The sequence below is a fragment of the Tardiphaga sp. P9-11 genome, assembly GCF_008329525.1.
In the GTDB taxonomy this organism is placed as follows: Bacteria; Pseudomonadota; Alphaproteobacteria; order Rhizobiales; family Xanthobacteraceae; genus Tardiphaga.
The window spans coordinates 970,884-988,365 of record NZ_NPKQ01000001.1 but is presented as its reverse complement, the minus strand read 5'-3'; the positions used below and the strand labels follow the sequence as shown (position 1 = coordinate 988,365).

Sequence of the window (17,482 nt, the reverse complement as noted above, 5' to 3'; positions counted from 1 at the left end):
TCTCTTCTTAGTTCAGTTCGGCACTGGCGGGCACGCGCAGATGCCAGTCTGTCGTGCCCTGATAGGCATGCGCGACACGGAGGATGTCGACTTCGGCAAAGGGGCGACCAACCAGTTGGAACGCGATGGGCAGACCTGCCGCATCGAAGCCGCACGGAACCGACGCAGCTGGTAGACCGAGATAGTTGACGCCGCGGGTGCAATGGGTGAGCTGGCCGATGACGCGGGCGACATCGGCTGGGTCACCTTCGGTCGTCGCGGCAATGGTCGGTACCGGGATCGAGATCGCCGGCAGCAACGCGAGATCCGCCGTGCCTATGCAAGATGCGATCCATTGCTGGGTGATCTGCGCACGCAGGGACAGCGCCTCGACATAACGCGTTGCGGGATAAAACAAACCGGGCTCGATGCGCGAGCGCACCTGATCGGCATAATCCTGCGGTCGCTCGATCAGCCAGCGGCGATGGATCGTCGCGGCCTCGACGCTCATGACGACTTGCATCAGCGCGTTGATCAAGACCATGTCCGGCGGCGAGGTCTCGACGATGGTGACGCCGAGCGACCGCAACGCCTTCACGGCTTCGTCCAGCGCAGTCACGACATCCGGATGCACGAGTTCGCGGTAATACCCACCGGGAATTGCGATGCGCATCCCGGTCACACCCGTATCGAGCGTCGCTTCATAGTCGCGATCCGCGATCACCGAGAGCAATCGCGCGACGTCCCGCGCGGTACGGGCCAGAGGTCCCGTGCAATCCAGTGAGGCAGATAGCGGCATTACACCATCGGTCGGCACCAGTCCCCAAGTGGGTTTCAACCCGATCAATCCGCACATCGCTCCAGGATGTCGCAGCGAGCCGCCAGTGTCAGTACCGAGCGAGCCGGCGACGAGGCGCGCAGCGACAGCGGCGCCCGACCCGGACGACGAGCCGCCCGGCACATAATCCGGATTCCATGGATTGCGCGCGTGGCCCAGCGACTCGTTGTAGCCAGTCGGGCTCATGGCGAATTCGGCAAGTTGCAGCCGGCCGAGATCCAGAGCGCCGGCTGCATCGAGCCGGGCGATCACCGTCGCAGTGACATCGGCGCGAAAGTCCGCACGGATCTTGGAGCCACCGCCGGAGAGATCGCCCTTGCGATAGAACAAGTCCTTATGTGCGAGCGGCACGCCGTGCAGCCGCGGCAGCGATGCACCCGACCCGCGCAGCTTGTCCGCGGCCTGGGCCGCCTTCAGCGCGCGCTCGTCATCGAGCCGCACGACTGCATTGAGTTTGCGGCCGATCAGATCGAGGCGTTCCAATGCAACGGTCGTGGCCTCGACGGATGAGATGTCGCCCGTGGCGATGGCGTCGGCGAGCATGCAAAGATCGAGACCGGCAATGGCGCTCCGCATCAGTTTTTGTCCACGGCGGCGAGCCAGGCCTGATAGGCGTAAGGCGAGGAATCGAACGACATGTTGGTCACCGCTTCAGTGGCGATGCGCGTGTTGTTCTCCGCAACTAATGCCGCCACGCGCGGCGCGCGGTCGGCGGCAGCGGGCGCCTTGTTCAATTCTGCAGCCAATTGACGCAACAGATCTTCTCTCATGATCACCTCAATGCACGCCGAGGCGCTGGAACAACACGTCGGTCTGCTGGCTCAGTTCTTGTGACGTGCCATGATGCACGATCTGTCCGGTCTCCATAATGTAGACGCGGTCCGCGACGGCCAGGGCGCTGTAGAGATTCTGCTCGACCAGCAGAATCGACAGCCCTTCCTTCTTGAGATCGAGAATGATGCTTTCGAGATGCTGCACCATCACCGGCGCGAGGCCTTCCGAAGGCTCGTCCATCAGGATCAGCTCCGGATCGATCATCAGTGCACGGCCGACCGCCAGCATGCCGCGCTCACCGCCCGACAGCTGCCCGCCACGGTGATGGCGGCGTTCGGCGAGGCGTGGAAAAATGCCGAATACACGATCGAGCGTCCAACCGTTCTTGGCGCGCGCGTTCTTCAACATGGTCAGATGCTCGGTGACGGTCAGTGACGGGAACAGACGGCGGCCCTGCGGCACGATCGCGATCTTGTGGTTGGCAATATCGTGCGGGCGCAGACCGACAAGACTGTCGCCACGCCAGGTGATTGTGCCCGAGCGCGCCTGCGGCGGCGTTAGGCCCATGATGGAGCGAATGAAGGTGGTCTTGCCCATCCCGTTGCGGCCGAGCAACGCCACGATCTCGCCGGGACGAATCTCCAGCGACGCGCCGCGCACCACGACCGCGTCGCCGTAACCGCTGTGCAGATCCTTGACCTCAAGCATGGCGCGGCTTCCCGAGATAGACTTCCCGGACCTTGGCGTTGCGGCGAATGCCTTCCGGCGGCTCCTCCACCAGCACACGGCCCTCAAACATGCAGGTGACGTAGTCAACCAGACCGAGCGCCAGATCCATGTCGTGTTCGATCAGGATCACGGTAATTGCCGGGTCGAGCGAGCGGATCACCTCGGCAATCATCGAGCGCTCCGACGGCGACAGGCCGGCCGCGGGCTCATCCAGCAGCAACATGGTCGGCGTCGTCACCAGCGCAATCGCAATTTCAAGCTGCCGCTGCTCGCCATAGGACATTTCCTTGACGATGATCTCGGCCCGCCCAGCGATCCGTGCGGCGTTCAGAGCTGCCGCGATGCGCACGGCCTCGTTGTCGTCCGGATCGGGCGAGCCGAACAGCGAAAACTTCTTCGGCTTCAGGCCACGCAGCGCCAGCATCATGTTGTCCTGCACGCTCAGCGTGGGGAACAGGTTGGTGATCTGGAAAGTGCGCGAGATACCGAGCTGCGCACGCCGGTGTGGCGGCAGTCTGGACACATCATGCCCATTGAACCTGATCTTGCCCGATGTCGGCGGATGCGCGCCGGCGATGGCATTGAACAACGTGGTCTTGCCGGCGCCATTGGGGCCGATGATGGCGCGGCGCTGGCCCCGCGGCACGGTCAGGCTGACGCCGTCGACCGCCTTCAAGGCGTCGAAAGCTACCGTTACATCGCTCAGCGTCAGGATCGGTTCGGACACAAAAATTTCCTGTTAGGCGGAGCGCGGCATGGCCGCGCTCCGATGTCAGCGTTGGAGATCAGGCCTTCTTGATGCCCTGGAAGGTTCGCGAGTAAGCCGGCTGCTTCAGGTAGGTCGCCGGATCGTATTTCCAGAACTGCGAGACATTCGGATAGGTCTCGATCGGCACGTTCCAGTATTTGCCATCGGCGCGCTTGACAACCTTGCGAATGTAGACGTCGTAGATCGGATTGCCGTAGTCGTCGAACTTCACGGTCTTGCCAAGCGGCGAATTGTCCAGCTCGGTCTTGAGCACCGTGTCGATAAACACCTCACGATCCTCGACCTTGCCACCCATCTTCTTCAATGCAGCGTCGATCCACATCATGCCGGAATACATCGAGAAGCCGTAAAGCGACGGGATCTTGCCGTACTTCGCCTCGTAATCCTTCTCGAACTTCGCCGTGGTCGGGACGTCGGAGCCTTCGGCAAAATGCGCCGCTGCGATGATGCCTTCGCATTCGTCGCCCATGGTACGAATCACCGACTGGTCGGTGCCGTTCATCGCCATCAGCAACGGCGTCTTCGCCTTCAGGCCGAAGGACGCATATTGCTGGATCAGGCGAGTAGAATCAGCGCCCGTCTCCATCGCGAAAATCGCATCGACCTTGAGGTCGGCGAGCTGGCCGAGATAGGGGCTGAAGTCGGCAGTATTCAGCGGATGCCAGAACTGCTGCACAATCTGCCCGCCGCCTTCGGTGAAGACCTGGGCGAGACCGCCACACTGTTCATGGCCGAAGGTGTAATCCTGGCTGATGGTAGCGATCTTCTTGTAGCCCTGCTTCAGGGCCCAGTCACCGAACGGATGGGTGAAGGCGCTCGCAGAATAGCCGGCGACGCGGATCACGTTCTTGATGCGGGCACGCTGGGTGAGATCGTCAGCCGCGATAATCGGAATGAAGTAGGGCGTGCCGGTACCCTTGACGTAGTTGGCGACAGCAAGGCCCGTATTGGCGAGCAGGTTGCCGATCAGCATGTGGCAATTGCCCTGCTCGACCAGACGACGCGCTTTCTGCAGAGCGGTGTCGGGATTCGACGCGTCGTCCTCGATCACCAGCTCGACCTTGCGGCCGCCCATCTCGTTCTTCACCTGATCGAGATAGAACTGCACGCCCTCGACCATTTCCTTGCCGCCCGAAGCGACAACGCCGGTCAGCGGCGCCAGCAGACCGATCTTGATCGGGCCGGCCTGAGCCTGAGCCGAGCGCCACGGAGCGACGCCGACGCCCGCGGCAGCGACTGCTGCCGTAGTGTTCTTGAGAAATTGCCTGCGATCCATCTCAAAGTCCTTTCGTGAGCAACCCGATTGAAACGTAAAACCGACTTATCGCGCCTTGCGCGAGGTGATCGCGCGCAGCTTGCCTATGATACCCTCGGGGGCAAAGATCATGATCAGAACGAATGTGATGCCAAGCACCATCAACCAACGCTCAGTGTAGGAGCTGACGATATTCTCCAGCACAATGATCGCCGCTGCGCCGACGAAAGCGCCAAACAGCGTACCGACACCGCCTGCGATCATCATCAACACTCCCTCCACTGATTGCGCGAGCGCGACGGTCGAAGGGCTGACGAAATTATTGAACATCGCATAGAGCCCACCAGCAACGCCCGCGAAGATGCCGGACACAGTGAAACCGATGAACAGATGCAGCGGCACATTGTAGCCGAGACTGCGCATGCGGCTTTCGCTGTCGCGGATGCCGCGTAACGTCAGACCGAAGGGCGAACGAACAAAACGCCACATGGCAAAAGATACAATGACGGCGCCGGTGAGCACCGCCCAATAGAACGCGCTGTGGCTCATCAGGATCGCCGGACGCACATCGGCGCGCATACCATTCTCGCCGCCGGTGACCTGCGTCCAACGCAAGCAGACGCCCCACACGATCATGCCCAGTGCCAGCGTCAGCAGCAGGAAGTAGACCCCGGAGGTGCGCACGGCGAGCAGCGCAAATACCGAGGCCACCGCGGTCGCTGCCAGCACACCGAGCGCGAAGCCCGTCCAGAGTGACAGACCGGCCTGGCCGGTCGCGTAGACGACGACATAGGTCGAGACACCGAAGATGGCGCCATGGCCGAGGGAAGTCCGGCCGGCAAAACCGGCGAGAATATCGATCGACATGGCGAGGACACCGAAGATCAACACTTCGGTGGCGAGGCCGACCTGATAGCTCGACAGCACCATGGGAAGGCAGGCCGCGACGATCACCACCAGCCCGGCGATGACGAGCGCGCGGCCAGTCATGCCGGCGAGAATTGAATTTTTGGATACGGGCTGCGTCATGTGGCACGTCCGAACAAGCCGAGCGGACGGAATGCGAGCAACACCGCCATCGGGCCGAAGATCACGAAATAAGCGAGCTCGGGGAACATCACCTGGCCGAGCGTATTCAGGAGCCCGACCAGCAGGCTACCGACACCGACACCGACAAGGCTGCCACGCCCGCCGATGATGACAACGGCGAGACTGAAGGTGAGGATTTCCGCGTCCGCCGAGGGATAGAGCGACAGGAACGCGCCTCCCATCAGACCACCGAGACCAGCCAGCGCCGAACCGAACAAGAAAGTGAAGAGGAAAACGCGGCGAATATTGACGCCGGATGCCTCGACCATCTCGGCATCGTCGACGCCAGCGCGGATCAACGCGCCGAGCCTTGTATGATTGAGCAGCACCCACAGGCCGATGAAGACGAAGATGCCCATCCCCAGCACAAACAGCCGGTAGATCGGATAGAAGGTACCGAACACCCGCGTGCCGCCGCGCAACATCTCCGGGATCGGCACCGTGAAACTGTCGCCGCCCCAGATCACCAGCGCGAGGTCATTGAGAAAAAAGGCGACGCCAAGGGTCAGCAACACCTGCCGCAACTCGTTGCCGCGTACGAAGCGCAGCAATCCCTGATCGAGCACGAAGCCGATAGCCGCAATCGCCGCCATGGCGCCGATACCGCCGACGACAAAGCTACCGGTCTTCACCGCAACGCTATAGCCGATATAGCCGCCGAACAGATACAGCGCGCCATGCGCGAGATTGACGATGCGCAGCAGGCCGAAGATCAGCGTGAAGCCGCTCGCCACCACGAACAGCAGTGCGGCGAAGGTCAGGCCGTTGAGGAGTTGAAAGAGACTCATGCCCTGCTGCTTGCCTGATCTATGCTTCTGGCGCCTTCGGCCCGACCGAAAGATACCAATCGAGAATCTGTTCGCCGGTCATGAAGGCTACGTCGGATTTCTTCTGGATAGTCTCGAAGATCCGGCGGAAGTGCTTCAGGCGATGCGGTGCGCCCATGATGTACGGATGCACAACCAGTGCCATGACCCGGGCCGATTGTTCTGAATCTTCGTAAATCTGCTCAAACTGGTCGATTGCCCGGTCGTAATATTCCGACGCCTTGTGATGCTGGATCAGCATCATCGCGACGTCGTTACACTCCTGCGTATAGGGCACATTCACGATCGGCGTCGTCGTGGTCTTGAGCCATACGGGCTGGTCGTCGAGCACCCAGTCGGCGACGTAGTCATAGCCTTCCTGTTTCAGCAGATCCGGCGTTTCCCAGGTCTCGGTCAGACCCGGCCCGAGCCAGCCTCGCGGTCGCTTGCCGGTGGCCTTCTCGATCACGTCCGCAGTCTTGCGGATATCCTCGCGCTCGTTCTCGACCTTTTGCATGTTGCGCTGGGTAAAGCCGTGCCCCATGAACTCCCAGTTACGCGTCTTCGCCGCCTCAACGATAGGCGGATAGGCCGCCAACGCCGCACCGTTGATCGCCAACGCCGCCGGAATCTTGTAGTCGTCGAACACTTTCAGCATGCGCCAGAAGCCTACGCGATTGCCGTATTCGTGCCAGGCCCAGTTCGGAACATCCGGCGACGGCGAGCCGCCGGCCGGCGGCGTCAGCACCGTGCGCGGCATCGGCTGCTTGGCGTCCCATTCCTCGACATTGACGATGATCCACACGGCCATGCGCTTGCCATTCGGCAGCTTCAGCGGCGGGCGAGCGTCGATCGGCGAGTAGGAAATGCGTTCAGTCGGCAACATGATCAGACCCAATCCTTAGTCTTGCGCCTCGACAATGGTGATGCCCAGCGACGGCAGACCTTCGATCCGCGCGTCGATGACGTCGCCCGGAACGACGGGGCCCACGCCGGCAGGCGTGCCCGTATAGATGAGATCGCCCGGCTCAAGCCTCATCTGCTTCGACAGCTGCGCTACGATCTCCGGCACGCTCCAGATCATTTGGCCGATATCGCCGCGCTGCTTCTCGACGCCGTTGACCGACAAGGTGATCGCGCAATTGTTGAAATGCCGGGCATCACGTGCCGGCGCAATTTCGCCGCATGGCGCCGACGCATCGAAGCTCTTGCCCATTTCCCAAGGCAGCCGCATGTCGCGGGCATCGCGCTGGCGGTCGCGGCGAGTCAGGTCTATGCCGACAGCATAGCCCCAGACATGATCGAGCGCATCCTCCACCGCGATATCGCGGCCGCCGCGTCCGATCGCCAGCACCAGCTCAACCTCGAACTGGAAGTCTTCGGTGAAAGCCGGATAAGGCACGCGCGCGCCATCTGGCACCACGCTATCGCGCGGCTTCTGGAAGAAGAACGGCGGATCGCGCTCGTCGGCTTCCTTCATCTCGCGGATGTGGTCGAGATAGTTGCGGCCGACGCAATAGACGCGGCGGACGGGGAAAAAGCCGCCGCCTACAACCGGAACGCCGGTGATGGGGATGGCAGGAAGCATCTGCTGGGACGTCACGCTCACTTGGTCACCTGGGTATTGTACCAGTCGAGGATTTGGGCACCGTTCCAATGCACCACGCCTTCGAATTGGTTCACATAATCATAGATCGCTTCGAGATATTTGATGCGGAACGGCTGCCCCGAAATATACGGATGGATCGCGATCGACATGATCTTCGGCCGCTCGGCGCTTTCGGCATAGAGGCGATCGAACTGGTCCTTGGCGCGGTTCAGGAGCTGTGTGCTCTCGTGATGCTGCACCATCATCATCGGAATATCGTTCATCTCCACCGTGTAAGGCAGCGTGGTGAGCGGCCCCTTTTCGGTGCGGATCACCGTCGGCTCGTCGTCATAGACCCAGTCACCGATATACTTCACGCCGGCTTCGGCGAGGAGTTCCGGGGTCTCCAGCGTCTGCGTCAAGCCTGGCCCGAGCCAGCCCACCGGACGCTTGCCGGTGAAGTTCTCGATCACATCCATCGAGCGGTTGATCATCGCTTTCTGGTCGGCCTCCTTGTGGATGGGCCCCTGCTCATAGGCATGGCCCATGAACTCCCAGCCAGCGTCCTTCGCCTGCTGGGCCACGCGCGGATAATCCTCGCAAACACGCGCGTTGATCGACAGCGTCGGCTTGATGCCGAGCTTTTTGTAGAGATCGAAGAAGCGCCAGACACCGACACGCATGCCGTATTCGTGCCAGCCCCAATTGGCGACATCGGGCAGCAGCGGAATGCCGGTTGGCGCTGGCAGCACCTGACGCGCCATCGGCTTGGCAATATCCCAGACCTCGAGATTGACGATGGTCCAGACGATCATGCGGGCATTGCCCGGCAGTTTCAGCTTGGGACGATCGACGATGGCGGAATAGTCGCAACGCTCGCGCGGCTGCATGGGACCGGTCATGGCTGGATGCCCTTCGAAAGTGGGGGATTGTGGGAGATCATGCGGCGCGTGCGCCCTTGAGGCCATCGAGCTGCATTACCGCATCGGTATCCATCACGAAACCGAAGGCGGTGCGGATGCAGGCGAGGCCTGCGGCATGCAACTCTGGCCCGTCCATGCTGTCGACGCAGTCCTCGACGACAATCACCGAATAGTCCCGCACATTGGCAGCCGTCGTCGTCGCCAATACGCAGGAGTTGGTGTTCACGCCGGTGATGAGCAACGTATTGACGCCGTGCGAACGCAACACGAAATCGAGATCGGTGCCCAAGAAGCAATCGTAGCGCTTCTTCGTGTTGACGATGAAATCGCTGGGGTCCAGCAGCTCCGGCATCACGGTGCAGCCGGGGCCGCCCATGATGTTATGCCGCATCACATTCTTGCGCGTCGCTTTTGGATCCTCGGCGCGGGTCCGCCAGAACGGGTTCGCGCGGATTTCTTCTTCGTCGCGATAGGATGTGACCTGATGGATCACGGGGATGCCGACACTACGGCACCAGTCAAACAACCGCTTGTTGGAGGCAATGACCTGTTTCGCGACATCCGGCGTCGTCGGCATAGTCGCCACCGACATGTCGAGATGACCGCGATGCAGGTCGATCGCAACGACGGCCGCCTTGATTGGATTGACACCGAGATTCATGATCACACCAGCGGATTGAATGAGGTCTTCAGCAGCGCGCGCTGATCGATCTTGAATTTATCGGCGAGCCAGTCGGCAAGCACTTCCTGACCAATCGTCGGATTATCGTGCTGACAATGTTCGGCGCCAGTCTCATCCGGCTCAAGCACGCGCAGTGTCGCATCGACACCATTGGCAATCGCGTGGTCATAGGTCGAGCGTGCTGCGGTCACCGTGAGCACGTCGTGACCGCCATGCAGCACCAGATAGGGACACGTCATGTGCTCGAGATGGCCCTTCAGCGTAAAGGGCTTCATCAGCTCATGGGCTTCCTTCATGGTCTTGGCGCCGAACACCCAGCGGATATGCATCGCCAGACCGAAGTCGTCGCCCTTCTGACCCCACATGTCGTGGACGGACCAGACGGCACCGTGCGAGATCACCGCCGCGAGGCGATGCTCGTAGCAACCGGCGCGCGCGGCGTAGTAGCCGCCCATGCTGGAACCGCAGACCGCGATGCGGGAGCTATCGACATCGGCGCGCTTTTCCAGCCAATCGATACATTTGCCGACCGGCACTTCGGTATCGGCGCGGGTCGCAAGACCGTGGCGGCGCAAGGTACCGCCCTGCCCGGGCAGATCCACCATCAGCACCGAGATGCCGCGCTGCAGGCAGCCATGGGCCTGCATGAACCACATCTCGTCCTTGATGGAGTCGAGACCGCCCATGCAGATCAGTACCGGCAGCTCGTCGCCCGCAAATGGCGCACGGATGAAGTAGCCGCAAATCGGCTTGTCCGGCTCATAAGGGATTTCGACCACTTCGCCGGGCGGATTGAGATAGGAAATGAACTTGTGCGAGCAGGCCTCCATCTTCTCGAAGGTCGGCAGCCGCCGCGGGTCGGTCGGCTCGAGATGGAATTCTGCCTGGCGGTAGTAGTCGGCGGCCCGCAGGAAGCAGTTCATCGCCGTGCGGATATGGCCGAGCTTCTCTTCGGAAAGGCCGCGCTGCCAGTTGGCATCCGCGATCACCATCCACTCTTTATGCCAGCTTTCGAGGTCGCCCGGGATCATCCGCGAACCGGCCAACATCACCTCGGACACGCTACCGCCGCCCTCCTGGGTCTCACCGAGACCGCGGCGGAATTGATAGGCAAGCCAGGGATGCTCCGGCCAGTGATGCCAGCCAAACGGCTCATAGTGCGGGGTACGATCCGCCGTGATCTCCTCGATGGCGTTTTCGCCGATCGACTTCCCTGCCGCCATGAGACGCGTACCGCTTGCTTCTTGTGAACGTGACCGCATCATTGCGGGTTCAGGTCACGAGTCAATCAGAATTACATACACTTTTTCCGATGCTCATCATTTCCGCGAACTGCCTCGCCTTTATGCGCGATATTTATGCAGCTAAATCATGTTTTTTGGTATGCTGAGTAGCAAAGACCCGCCACACTCGGATTTAATTGTATTCACTTTGCTGCGGAGCACCACCGATGCCCGACTCATCCCTCTCGCCGCTGCCTGAAGCTGCTGGCCCCGGCCGCGTCGCCAACCGGTCGCTGTCGGTGACGGACCAGATCCGCGACGCCATTCTGGGTGGCACGGTCAGCGCAGGCGAACGGATCAACGAGGTCCGCTTCAGCAAGACGTTGGAGGTCTCTCGGACCCCCGTCCGAGCCGCCCTGCAGGCACTGGCCGGTGAAGGCCTGCTCGACTACGCGCCCAATCGCGGCTTCACCGTCCGTGAATTCCCACTCTCCGCTATCGTCGATGCTTATGAAATTCGCGCATCGCTGGAAGGTGTGGCCGCACGCTTCGCCGCCGAACGTGGACTGAGCGCCGAGGAGCGCGCCATCATCGAGGAAAGCCTTGTCGCCGGCGATAAACTGCTCGCGCGCGGTGAGTTCGCGGAAGGCGATCTCACCATCTATCGCGGCATCAACGGCGACTTCCACGACACCCTGCTGGGCGCCGCCCGTAACCGCATGCTGGCGGAGATGATCCGGATCTGCCACCACGTGCCGATGTCATCGAGCCGCAACATCGTGGCCTTCGAGCATCGCGACGTGCGCCGCCGCCACGACGATCATCACCGGATCTACGAGGCCATTATGGCCCGCGAGCCCTGGCGTGCCGAAATCCTTATGCGCGAACACGTCTCCGGCGTGAAATCCTCGCTGGTCAAATCGCTGATCGAGCGCGGCGAACAGGCCGATATCGTCAACGGTTCGGCAGCGGGATAGGCCGCCGGAGCTACATCGAAATCGTCGCGATCACCTAGCGTCTTAACGCATCGTTCACCCAAGTTCGTAACGGCGTGTTGGCGGTCCCACGGTACAAAACTACACATGGGGCAAAACGACGCAAAGTCGGGGGAACGGTCTGATGACGCTGGCGGCCTTGCTGGCTTCGCCGCGCTGCGCCGTTTCCGATTTCAAGGCGGGCCGATCCAAGGCCTCATCCTGTGCGGCTGCCTGCTGATTACCGCCATCGCCATCGGCACGGCCTACATCACCGTCCATTTCAGAGACCGCGCCATCGAGAGCAAGAAGCGCGAACTGGAAAACACGGTTCTGCTGGTCGCACGACACTTCGACCAGCAGTTCGGAGACCTGCAGGGCATCCAGAACGACGTCATCACCTATATGAAGTCGGCCAACATCCAGAACAGCGCCGCCTATCAGCATCTGATGTCGGGGATCGACGTCCACCGCATGCTACGCACCAAGCTCAGCAGCCTGCCCTATGTCGGCGGCATCAACCTGTTCGATTCCGAAGGCAAGCTGCTCAACTCGTCGGAAACCTGGCCGGTGCCTGCCATCGACATTGCCGACCGTCAGCATTTCCAGACGCTGCAGGCCGACAACGGGCCCGCGATCGTATTGGCCGAACCCGTCATCAGCAGGGTGACTGGTGCATGGACCGCCGTGTTTTCGCGCAAGCTGATCGGACGCCATGGCGAATTCATGGGCATCATCAGCCGCGGCGTCGAGCCGGTTCACTTCGAGAGCTTCTTCGCATCCCTCGCGCTCGAAAAAAACGCCAAGATCTTGATGATCCACCGCAACGGCACCGTGCTTGCTCGCTATCCGCAGAACGAGACCGTTATTGGCCAGAACCTCAGCAACAGCTCAGTCTTCAAGGACCTCTGGTCGACGGGCGGAACCTCGACGGGGCACTATATCAGCCCCATCGACGGGGAAGACGAATTGGGCTCTGCAAGGCGCCTCGCGGCGGCTCCCGTGATGATCGTCGCGACCACCAGCATGCCCGCGGCCCTGCATGACTGGCGCGAGCAGACCAAATATCAAATCATCGGTGCGACACTTGCCGCATTGGTGATCCTGGCGACGCTGTTCCTGATCGTCCGGCAGCTGAACCGCCAGCACCGCTCGGCCGAACGGATGCTGGCGCAAAAATCGAAACATCTCGATACTGCAATCAACAATATGACGCAGGGCCTGCTGTTGTTCGATGCCTATGGCCGGCTGGTCGTCTGCAATCAGCGCTTCATCGACATGTTCGGACTATCCGACAAGATAGTGAAGCCAGGCTGCTATTTCCGCGACCTCATCCAGCATCGCAAGGACAACGGAACCTTCATCGGCGATGTCGACGAATACTGCACGTCGTTCTTGCGAAGCGTTGCTGAAGGCCCTGTCCACGATACGCTACTGACCACGCCGGATGGTCGTTCGATCCAGATCCTCGTTCAGAGATCGGGGGACGGCGGTTGGGCCTCGACGCTCGAGGACATCACTGATCGCAAACGTTCGGAAGAGCGCATCGCCCATCTTGCGCATTACGATGCTCTGACAGATCTCCCCAATCGGGTGATGTTCCGTGAGCGCCTCGAAGCGGAAATCGCAACGCTGCATGACGGCGCGCGATTTGCGATTCTCTATATCGATATCGATGAGTTCAAGAGCGTCAATGACACGCTCGGTCATGCGATCGGCGACGAACTGCTGAAAATCGTGGCCACGCGGCTGCGCAGCTGTGTCGGTAATGCGGGCTTTGTCGCGCGACTTGGCGGCGACGAATTCGCCATCGTGCATACGGGAATTGCCCGCCGCAGCGATGTCACCCATCTGGTGGTGCCGCTCTACGACGCCATCCGGCAGCCCTATGAATGCCTTGGCCACCAGATCACGACCGATGCCAGCATCGGAATCGCTGTAGCCCCCGATGACGGCTCCGATCTCGACGAATTGCTGAGACATGCCGACCTTGCAATGTATAGCGCCAAGGCCGCCGGACGGCGCACCTTTCGCTTCTTCGAACCCGCCATGGATGAGGACGCACGCGCACGCCGCGCACTGGAGCAGGACTTGCGCAAGGCGTTCAGCGAAGGCGGGCTCGAGGTTCATTATCAACCAGTTATCGATATCGCCAGTAACGAGATCAGCGGCTGCGAAGCGCTGCTACGCTGGCGGCATCCGCTTCGCGGCATGATTTCGCCGGCGGAATTTATTCCCGTCGCCGAAGAAACCGGCCTGATTACCGAACTCGGCGAATGGGTGCTCCGGACAGCGTGCATGGAAGCCGCTTCATGGCCCTTACCGATCAAGCTCGCCGTCAATGTCTCGCCAGTTCAATTTACGTCGCAGACTCTGGCACTGAACGTCACGCGAGCCCTTGTGACAGCGAATTTGCCAGCGCACCGGCTAGAGCTTGAAGTCACGGAAACAGTGCTGATTCGCGACGACGAGGCTGCACTTGCCATCCTCCATCAGCTTCGCGGCATCGGCGTGCGTATCGCGCTTGACGACTTCGGCACCGGCTATTCGTCGCTCAGTTATCTGCAGCGTTTCCCGTTCGACAAGGTCAAGATTGACCGCAGTTTCATCCGGGACATCTTGGCTCCGGACGGATCTTCGTCAATCGTGCAGGCGGTCGTGACCATCGCTGCCGCGCGCAACATGATGACCACGGCGGAAGGCGTCGAAACGACCGATCAACTCGACGCGTTGCGTGTGCTGGGTTGCACCCAGATGCAGGGCTTCCTGTTCAGCGCTGCCAGGCCGTCGCACGAGATCCGGGCCATGCTTCGGCAACGCGACGCCGCCGTCGCCTGACGCCGAGGACCTGAGGTCGTCGCGAAAGGGCCATTTCAGACAAACAGGAGAAGAAAGCTGGCGATCCCGGCATGACTCGAACATGCGACCTACGGTTTAGGAAACCGTCGCTCTATCCGGCTGAGCTACGGGACCGCTATCCCGGGTCATGAATACCGGGCATGGACAGTTCCATACCAGAGCCGTTTGATCATCGCTACCCGTTGATGGTTCATACAGGACGGGTCTGGAGCTGACGTCACGTTCCTTTGAAAGGCCCGGACATCTATTGCGGAACGTCTCGTAGCGCCCATCGTTGGCTGGTTGTCACAATAAGGATGGAGAATCCCGCATGACAAAGATGAAACTTCTTGCTGCCGTTGCCATGGCCTCTGGTTTGATGGCCGCGCCGGTGATGGCAAAGGATCCGATGAATCGCCGCGCGCAGGCCACGCAGGAGTATCAAGCGAGCACAGTCGATAACGGCTATCGTGATTCGGGCTTCTGGCCAGGTGACGTAGCGGCAGGCGTGGTTGGCGGTGCGGTGGGGGTGGCAGGTGCGGCAGTGGGTACGGCCGGGGCCATCGCAATTGCTCCGTTCCGGAACAGCTACAATTCCTATGATGGATACAATGGCGTCCCGCGCGATTCCTACGCGCAGCGCATGGGCTTCGTTTGCCAGCCCGGAACCTGGTTCCGCGGCGAAGATGGCCGACGACACATCTGCCAGTAATACAACTGACATGAGGAAAGGGGCGGTCCAAACGGACCGCCCCTTTCCGTGTGTGTTATCCGGCAGAGTCGTAGCCCCGCGAAAGGAAACGGCACCACCACTCTCGGACGCGAGTCGATCGCGAACGACGTGTGGTCCCGTGTAGGTGATTGCGCATCGTAGACACGCGACGCGAAACTACTGTCGAGAACGTCTCAAAACTGTGGTGTCATCAATTTCAGCCATATCAGAGCAGTGGGAGCTCTCCGGCTAGAAACACTTCCATATCAACGCTGTATCGCGAAATGGCGCTAATCTGCTTACCACATGACCGTACTGATGCAGTCATGCTGCACTTGCTCCAAAAGCGGGGAGAAGTAACACATCCGAGGTTGAAAAACGGCCCACAAATGGCGAGAATTGGGCTTGTTACCTATATCGGAACCCAAGTGACTCATTCGTCCGCATACAAGTCGCTCATATTTGCGCTAATGACGGCCGCATCACTCGTCGGTCTCGCGCTAATGTCTTCGCCTGCTCTTGCGCAATGGTGGACTGCTGCGCCGGCGGACTATGAGGACTGCGCTGAGCGCGTCGAAAAATCGACAGCATCAAAAGACGTGAAAACTACAGCGCTGTCGGATTGCGAAAGCAAGTTCGCGGGACGGCGCAAGCGCGGTGGCGGCTATACCTATCACGACTTCATGCAGAACCGCAGCTTCGATATCGCTGGCCCGAACCCAACCACGGCCGAGCAGAAGGCGATCGACGAGCAGTACAAAAACTATCTGGACAGTCAACGCCGCAGCGTCATCGTCGCGGCCTTCGCTGAGAAGCAGCGCGAGGTGCAAACCCAGGCCGCGCTCGAAACGGACTTTCGGCAGACTGTGGAAGCCCCAAGCGACGTGAAACCTGTCGTGCTACCTCGGCCTCGGCCCAAAGTGCGCGCCAAGGAACCGGACTGCGCGATCGAGCCGCTTGCCTGCGGATGGTCCAAATTGTCATCGGGGCTGAAGGACATCAAGGACGCGCTATTCGGCACTCCCGCGCCGGTCAAGACCAAGCGCACCTGAACCATAACAACCCGTGAAGTATCAATCCGTGATGACCATCGCCCAGAACATCCTGTAGGGCGACTTGGGATTGGCCGCGTAAGCGACGCCGACCTTGCGCGCGCCGGGCATGAGCAGGTTCTCGCGATGACCTGGGCTCTCTTCCCATTGCTTCAACGTTTTGGGAAATGTCAGGAACCCCGCCGCGATGTTTTCAGCTGCTTTGGATTTGCGAAGCTTTCCCACACGCGCGGAGAAGACCCCGCCTACCTCATGACTGACCTTGCCGCTGGATGACATCGCCCGCGCCTGAGCAAGCGCGACCGCATTCAGTTTGCTGTCCAGCGTGACAGACGAGAGTTTGTGTGCCCGGCGAAAGGCACTGATCTGGCTCGCATAATCCGCCGCTCCGACCTCAACTATGGTCGCCGCGATCAACGCGGCGCACAGCGCAAATAGCCTGAAGAGGCGGCAGCTCATGACGATCGCTTCACGAATCAAATTCAATGACTATACCGACGACGTTGCACAGGAGGTCGCGGCAACGCGCTTGCGGGCATTGGCCGGGGCCTGCGTTTCAGCCGCACACCATTGGCTCGACGATCCGAGCATCATACCCCAGCGAACGGGGCGACCGTTAGCAGGTCGCAAATGCAGGTGCGATGGCACCGATGTTAATATAACCATGGCCACGGGGATGGCGGCGAAGGATTTTCGCTTCAAGAGCTTCAAAAGCAGCGTTCACATCGATCACTCCCCTCAAGAAAACGGCCTGAAGCGTCTAACGCGCTTCAGGCCGGCTCCGTTCAGAACGGAAGATTACTTCTTGGCCTTCTTGGCCTTCGCGGTCTTGGTCACCTTGGCGGCCTTCGTGGCAACCTTCTTCGCCTTGCGACGACGATGACCGAGCGGAATGCCGAGCTTGATGGCTTTTTGACGCAGCGAACCACCGGTGCGCTTCATCTCCTTGGAAATCTTCTCGAGCGGGGTCTGGGCCTTCGAATGCGCCTTCAGGATCTTCACGTCTTCCTTGGTGTATTCGCGACGGACGAGTTTCTTTTTTGCTTTCTTGGCCATTGTAACTCCGATTGTTAGTTGAATAATTCGACCGGCACACGCTTTGCCGATGATATGAAAGGATCAAACGCCCGGCCCGGCGCGCGAAGCGCGAACCACCGTCAAATCACGCGGCCTTCTATACTAAAGATGTGGCGAATGACATAGCCCCTGATGTCACATCATAATGCTCAGTATCGAACTGGCCGTGCTCTC

Annotated in this window: 18 protein-coding genes and 1 tRNA gene; 4 read left to right on the top strand and 15 right to left on the bottom strand. The window is 60.5% G+C overall.

Annotation, left to right across the window (positions count from 1 at the left end):
* Nucleotides 1–7: 7 nt before the first annotated feature.
* Genes CIW50_RS04545 through CIW50_RS04490 form a run of 12 tightly spaced genes read right to left on the bottom strand, consistent with a single transcriptional unit; the run spans nt 8 to nt 10,655 of the window.
* On the bottom strand, nt 8–1,393 hold the full coding sequence (locus CIW50_RS04545) for an amidase (protein ID WP_149530025.1): 1,386 nt from the start codon (nt 1,391–1,393) through the stop codon (nt 8–10).
* Nucleotides 1,393–1,587 (bottom strand): hypothetical protein, encoded by a 195-nt coding sequence (locus CIW50_RS04540; protein ID WP_149530024.1) that lies wholly within the window; start codon nt 1,585–1,587, stop codon nt 1,393–1,395. Before CIW50_RS04540 ends, CIW50_RS04545 begins: the two co-directional genes overlap by 1 nt.
* A gap of 7 nt (nt 1,588–1,594) precedes the next feature.
* The gene (locus tag CIW50_RS04535; RefSeq protein WP_149530023.1) at nt 1,595–2,299 is read right to left on the bottom strand and encodes an ABC transporter ATP-binding protein; all 705 of its coding nucleotides are present in this window, start codon (nt 2,297–2,299) and stop codon (nt 1,595–1,597) included.
* Complete coding sequence (locus CIW50_RS04530; protein ID WP_172980213.1) at nt 2,292–3,047, bottom strand: ABC transporter ATP-binding protein; 756 nt, start codon at nt 3,045–3,047, stop codon at nt 2,292–2,294. Before CIW50_RS04530 ends, CIW50_RS04535 begins: the two co-directional genes overlap by 8 nt.
* A 58-nt stretch (nt 3,048–3,105) precedes the next feature.
* Nucleotides 3,106–4,365 carry an ABC transporter substrate-binding protein gene (locus CIW50_RS04525; protein WP_149530422.1) on the bottom strand — a complete coding sequence of 420 codons (1,260 nt, stop codon included), beginning with the start codon at nt 4,363–4,365 and terminating at the stop codon, nt 3,106–3,108.
* 45 nt (nt 4,366–4,410) lie between these two features.
* Nucleotides 4,411–5,373: a branched-chain amino acid ABC transporter permease gene (locus CIW50_RS04520; protein ID WP_149530021.1), complete on the bottom strand. Its 963-nt coding sequence runs from the start codon at nt 5,371–5,373 to the stop codon at nt 4,411–4,413.
* Complete coding sequence (locus CIW50_RS04515; RefSeq protein ID WP_149530020.1) at nt 5,370–6,221, bottom strand: branched-chain amino acid ABC transporter permease; 852 nt, start codon at nt 6,219–6,221, stop codon at nt 5,370–5,372. The genes CIW50_RS04520 and CIW50_RS04515 overlap by 4 nt, the downstream gene beginning before the upstream one ends.
* Nucleotides 6,222–6,240: 19 nt before the next feature.
* Nucleotides 6,241–7,125 carry a polysaccharide deacetylase family protein gene (locus tag CIW50_RS04510; protein WP_149530019.1) on the bottom strand — a complete coding sequence of 295 codons (885 nt, stop codon included), beginning with the start codon at nt 7,123–7,125 and terminating at the stop codon, nt 6,241–6,243.
* A gap of 15 nt (nt 7,126–7,140) precedes the next feature.
* Nucleotides 7,141–7,842, bottom strand: coding sequence for a fumarylacetoacetate hydrolase family protein (locus CIW50_RS04505; RefSeq protein ID WP_246664177.1), 702 nt, complete (start codon nt 7,840–7,842; stop codon nt 7,141–7,143).
* A gap of 2 nt (nt 7,843–7,844) precedes the next feature.
* On the bottom strand, nt 7,845–8,729 hold the full coding sequence (locus CIW50_RS04500; RefSeq protein WP_246664140.1) for a polysaccharide deacetylase family protein: 885 nt from the start codon (nt 8,727–8,729) through the stop codon (nt 7,845–7,847).
* A gap of 37 nt (nt 8,730–8,766) precedes the next feature.
* Nucleotides 8,767–9,411, bottom strand: a complete 645-nt coding sequence (locus CIW50_RS04495) for a cysteine hydrolase family protein (protein WP_149530018.1) — start codon at nt 9,409–9,411, stop codon at nt 8,767–8,769.
* 2 nt (nt 9,412–9,413) lie between these two features.
* The gene (locus CIW50_RS04490; RefSeq protein WP_172980212.1) at nt 9,414–10,655 is read right to left on the bottom strand and encodes an alpha/beta hydrolase family protein; all 1,242 of its coding nucleotides are present in this window, start codon (nt 10,653–10,655) and stop codon (nt 9,414–9,416) included.
* A 227-nt stretch (nt 10,656–10,882) separates the two neighbouring features.
* Here CIW50_RS04490 and CIW50_RS04485 point away from each other — a divergent pair, with 227 nt between their 5' ends.
* Both CIW50_RS04485 and CIW50_RS04480 read left to right on the top strand, forming a co-directional pair.
* Nucleotides 10,883–11,632, top strand: coding sequence for a GntR family transcriptional regulator (locus CIW50_RS04485; protein ID WP_149530016.1), 750 nt, complete (start codon nt 10,883–10,885; stop codon nt 11,630–11,632).
* A gap of 105 nt (nt 11,633–11,737) precedes the next feature.
* Nucleotides 11,738–14,467, top strand: a complete 2,730-nt coding sequence (locus CIW50_RS04480) for a bifunctional diguanylate cyclase/phosphodiesterase (protein ID WP_149530015.1) — start codon at nt 11,738–11,740, stop codon at nt 14,465–14,467.
* Nucleotides 14,468–14,525: 58 nt separating this feature from the next.
* Here the strand turns inward: CIW50_RS04480 and CIW50_RS04475 are convergent.
* Nucleotides 14,526–14,602 (bottom strand) — tRNA-Arg (locus CIW50_RS04475).
* 196 nt (nt 14,603–14,798) lie between these two features.
* On the opposite strand from CIW50_RS04475, the gene CIW50_RS04470 reads away from it, so the two are divergent.
* Together CIW50_RS04470 and CIW50_RS04465 are read left to right on the top strand one after the other, a co-directional pair.
* Entirely contained in the window at nt 14,799–15,179 is a 381-nt protein-coding gene (locus tag CIW50_RS04470; RefSeq protein WP_149530014.1) for a hypothetical protein, read from the top strand.
* A 326-nt stretch (nt 15,180–15,505) separates the two neighbouring features.
* A complete protein-coding gene (locus tag CIW50_RS04465; protein WP_246664139.1) occupies nt 15,506–16,231 on the top strand; it encodes a hypothetical protein in 726 nt (241 codons plus the stop codon).
* Between the two features lie 21 nt (nt 16,232–16,252).
* Here CIW50_RS04465 and CIW50_RS04460 read toward each other — a convergent pair whose 3' ends face one another.
* Nucleotides 16,253–16,717, bottom strand: a complete 465-nt coding sequence (locus tag CIW50_RS04460) for a CAP domain-containing protein (RefSeq protein WP_246664138.1) — start codon at nt 16,715–16,717, stop codon at nt 16,253–16,255.
* Nucleotides 16,718–17,029: 312 nt separating this feature from the next.
* Nucleotides 17,030–17,287, bottom strand: a complete 258-nt coding sequence (locus CIW50_RS04455; RefSeq protein WP_246664137.1) for a hypothetical protein — start codon at nt 17,285–17,287, stop codon at nt 17,030–17,032.
* Nucleotides 17,288–17,482: the final 195 nt, after the last annotated feature.

Excerpts from the sequence above, each read along its gene's own strand:
- CIW50_RS04490 (WP_172980212.1), bottom strand. The coding sequence starts at position 10,655 with ATGGCGGCAGGGAAGTCGATCGGCGAAAACGCCATCGAGGAGATCACG.
- CIW50_RS04470 (WP_149530014.1), top strand. The coding sequence starts at position 14,799 with ATGACAAAGATGAAACTTCTTGCTGCCGTTGCCATGGCCTCTGGTTTG.
- CIW50_RS04465 (WP_246664139.1), top strand. The coding sequence starts at position 15,506 with ATGCTGCACTTGCTCCAAAAGCGGGGAGAAGTAACACATCCGAGGTTG.
- CIW50_RS04480 (WP_149530015.1), top strand. The coding sequence starts at position 11,738 with ATGGGGCAAAACGACGCAAAGTCGGGGGAACGGTCTGATGACGCTGGC.
- CIW50_RS04545 (WP_149530025.1), bottom strand. The coding sequence starts at position 1,393 with ATGCGGAGCGCCATTGCCGGTCTCGATCTTTGCATGCTCGCCGACGCC.
- CIW50_RS04455 (WP_246664137.1), bottom strand. The coding sequence starts at position 17,287 with ATGGCCAAGAAAGCAAAAAAGAAACTCGTCCGTCGCGAATACACCAAG.
- CIW50_RS04540 (WP_149530024.1), bottom strand. The coding sequence starts at position 1,587 with ATGAGAGAAGATCTGTTGCGTCAATTGGCTGCAGAATTGAACAAGGCG.
- CIW50_RS04500 (WP_246664140.1), bottom strand. The coding sequence starts at position 8,729 with ATGACCGGTCCCATGCAGCCGCGCGAGCGTTGCGACTATTCCGCCATC.
- CIW50_RS04495 (WP_149530018.1), bottom strand. The coding sequence starts at position 9,411 with ATGAATCTCGGTGTCAATCCAATCAAGGCGGCCGTCGTTGCGATCGAC.
- CIW50_RS04485 (WP_149530016.1), top strand. The coding sequence starts at position 10,883 with ATGCCCGACTCATCCCTCTCGCCGCTGCCTGAAGCTGCTGGCCCCGGC.
- CIW50_RS04535 (WP_149530023.1), bottom strand. The coding sequence starts at position 2,299 with ATGCTTGAGGTCAAGGATCTGCACAGCGGTTACGGCGACGCGGTCGTG.
- CIW50_RS04510 (WP_149530019.1), bottom strand. The coding sequence starts at position 7,125 with ATGTTGCCGACTGAACGCATTTCCTACTCGCCGATCGACGCTCGCCCG.
- CIW50_RS04520 (WP_149530021.1), bottom strand. The coding sequence starts at position 5,373 with ATGACGCAGCCCGTATCCAAAAATTCAATTCTCGCCGGCATGACTGGC.
- CIW50_RS04515 (WP_149530020.1), bottom strand. The coding sequence starts at position 6,221 with ATGAGTCTCTTTCAACTCCTCAACGGCCTGACCTTCGCCGCACTGCTG.
- CIW50_RS04525 (WP_149530422.1), bottom strand. The coding sequence starts at position 4,365 with ATGGATCGCAGGCAATTTCTCAAGAACACTACGGCAGCAGTCGCTGCC.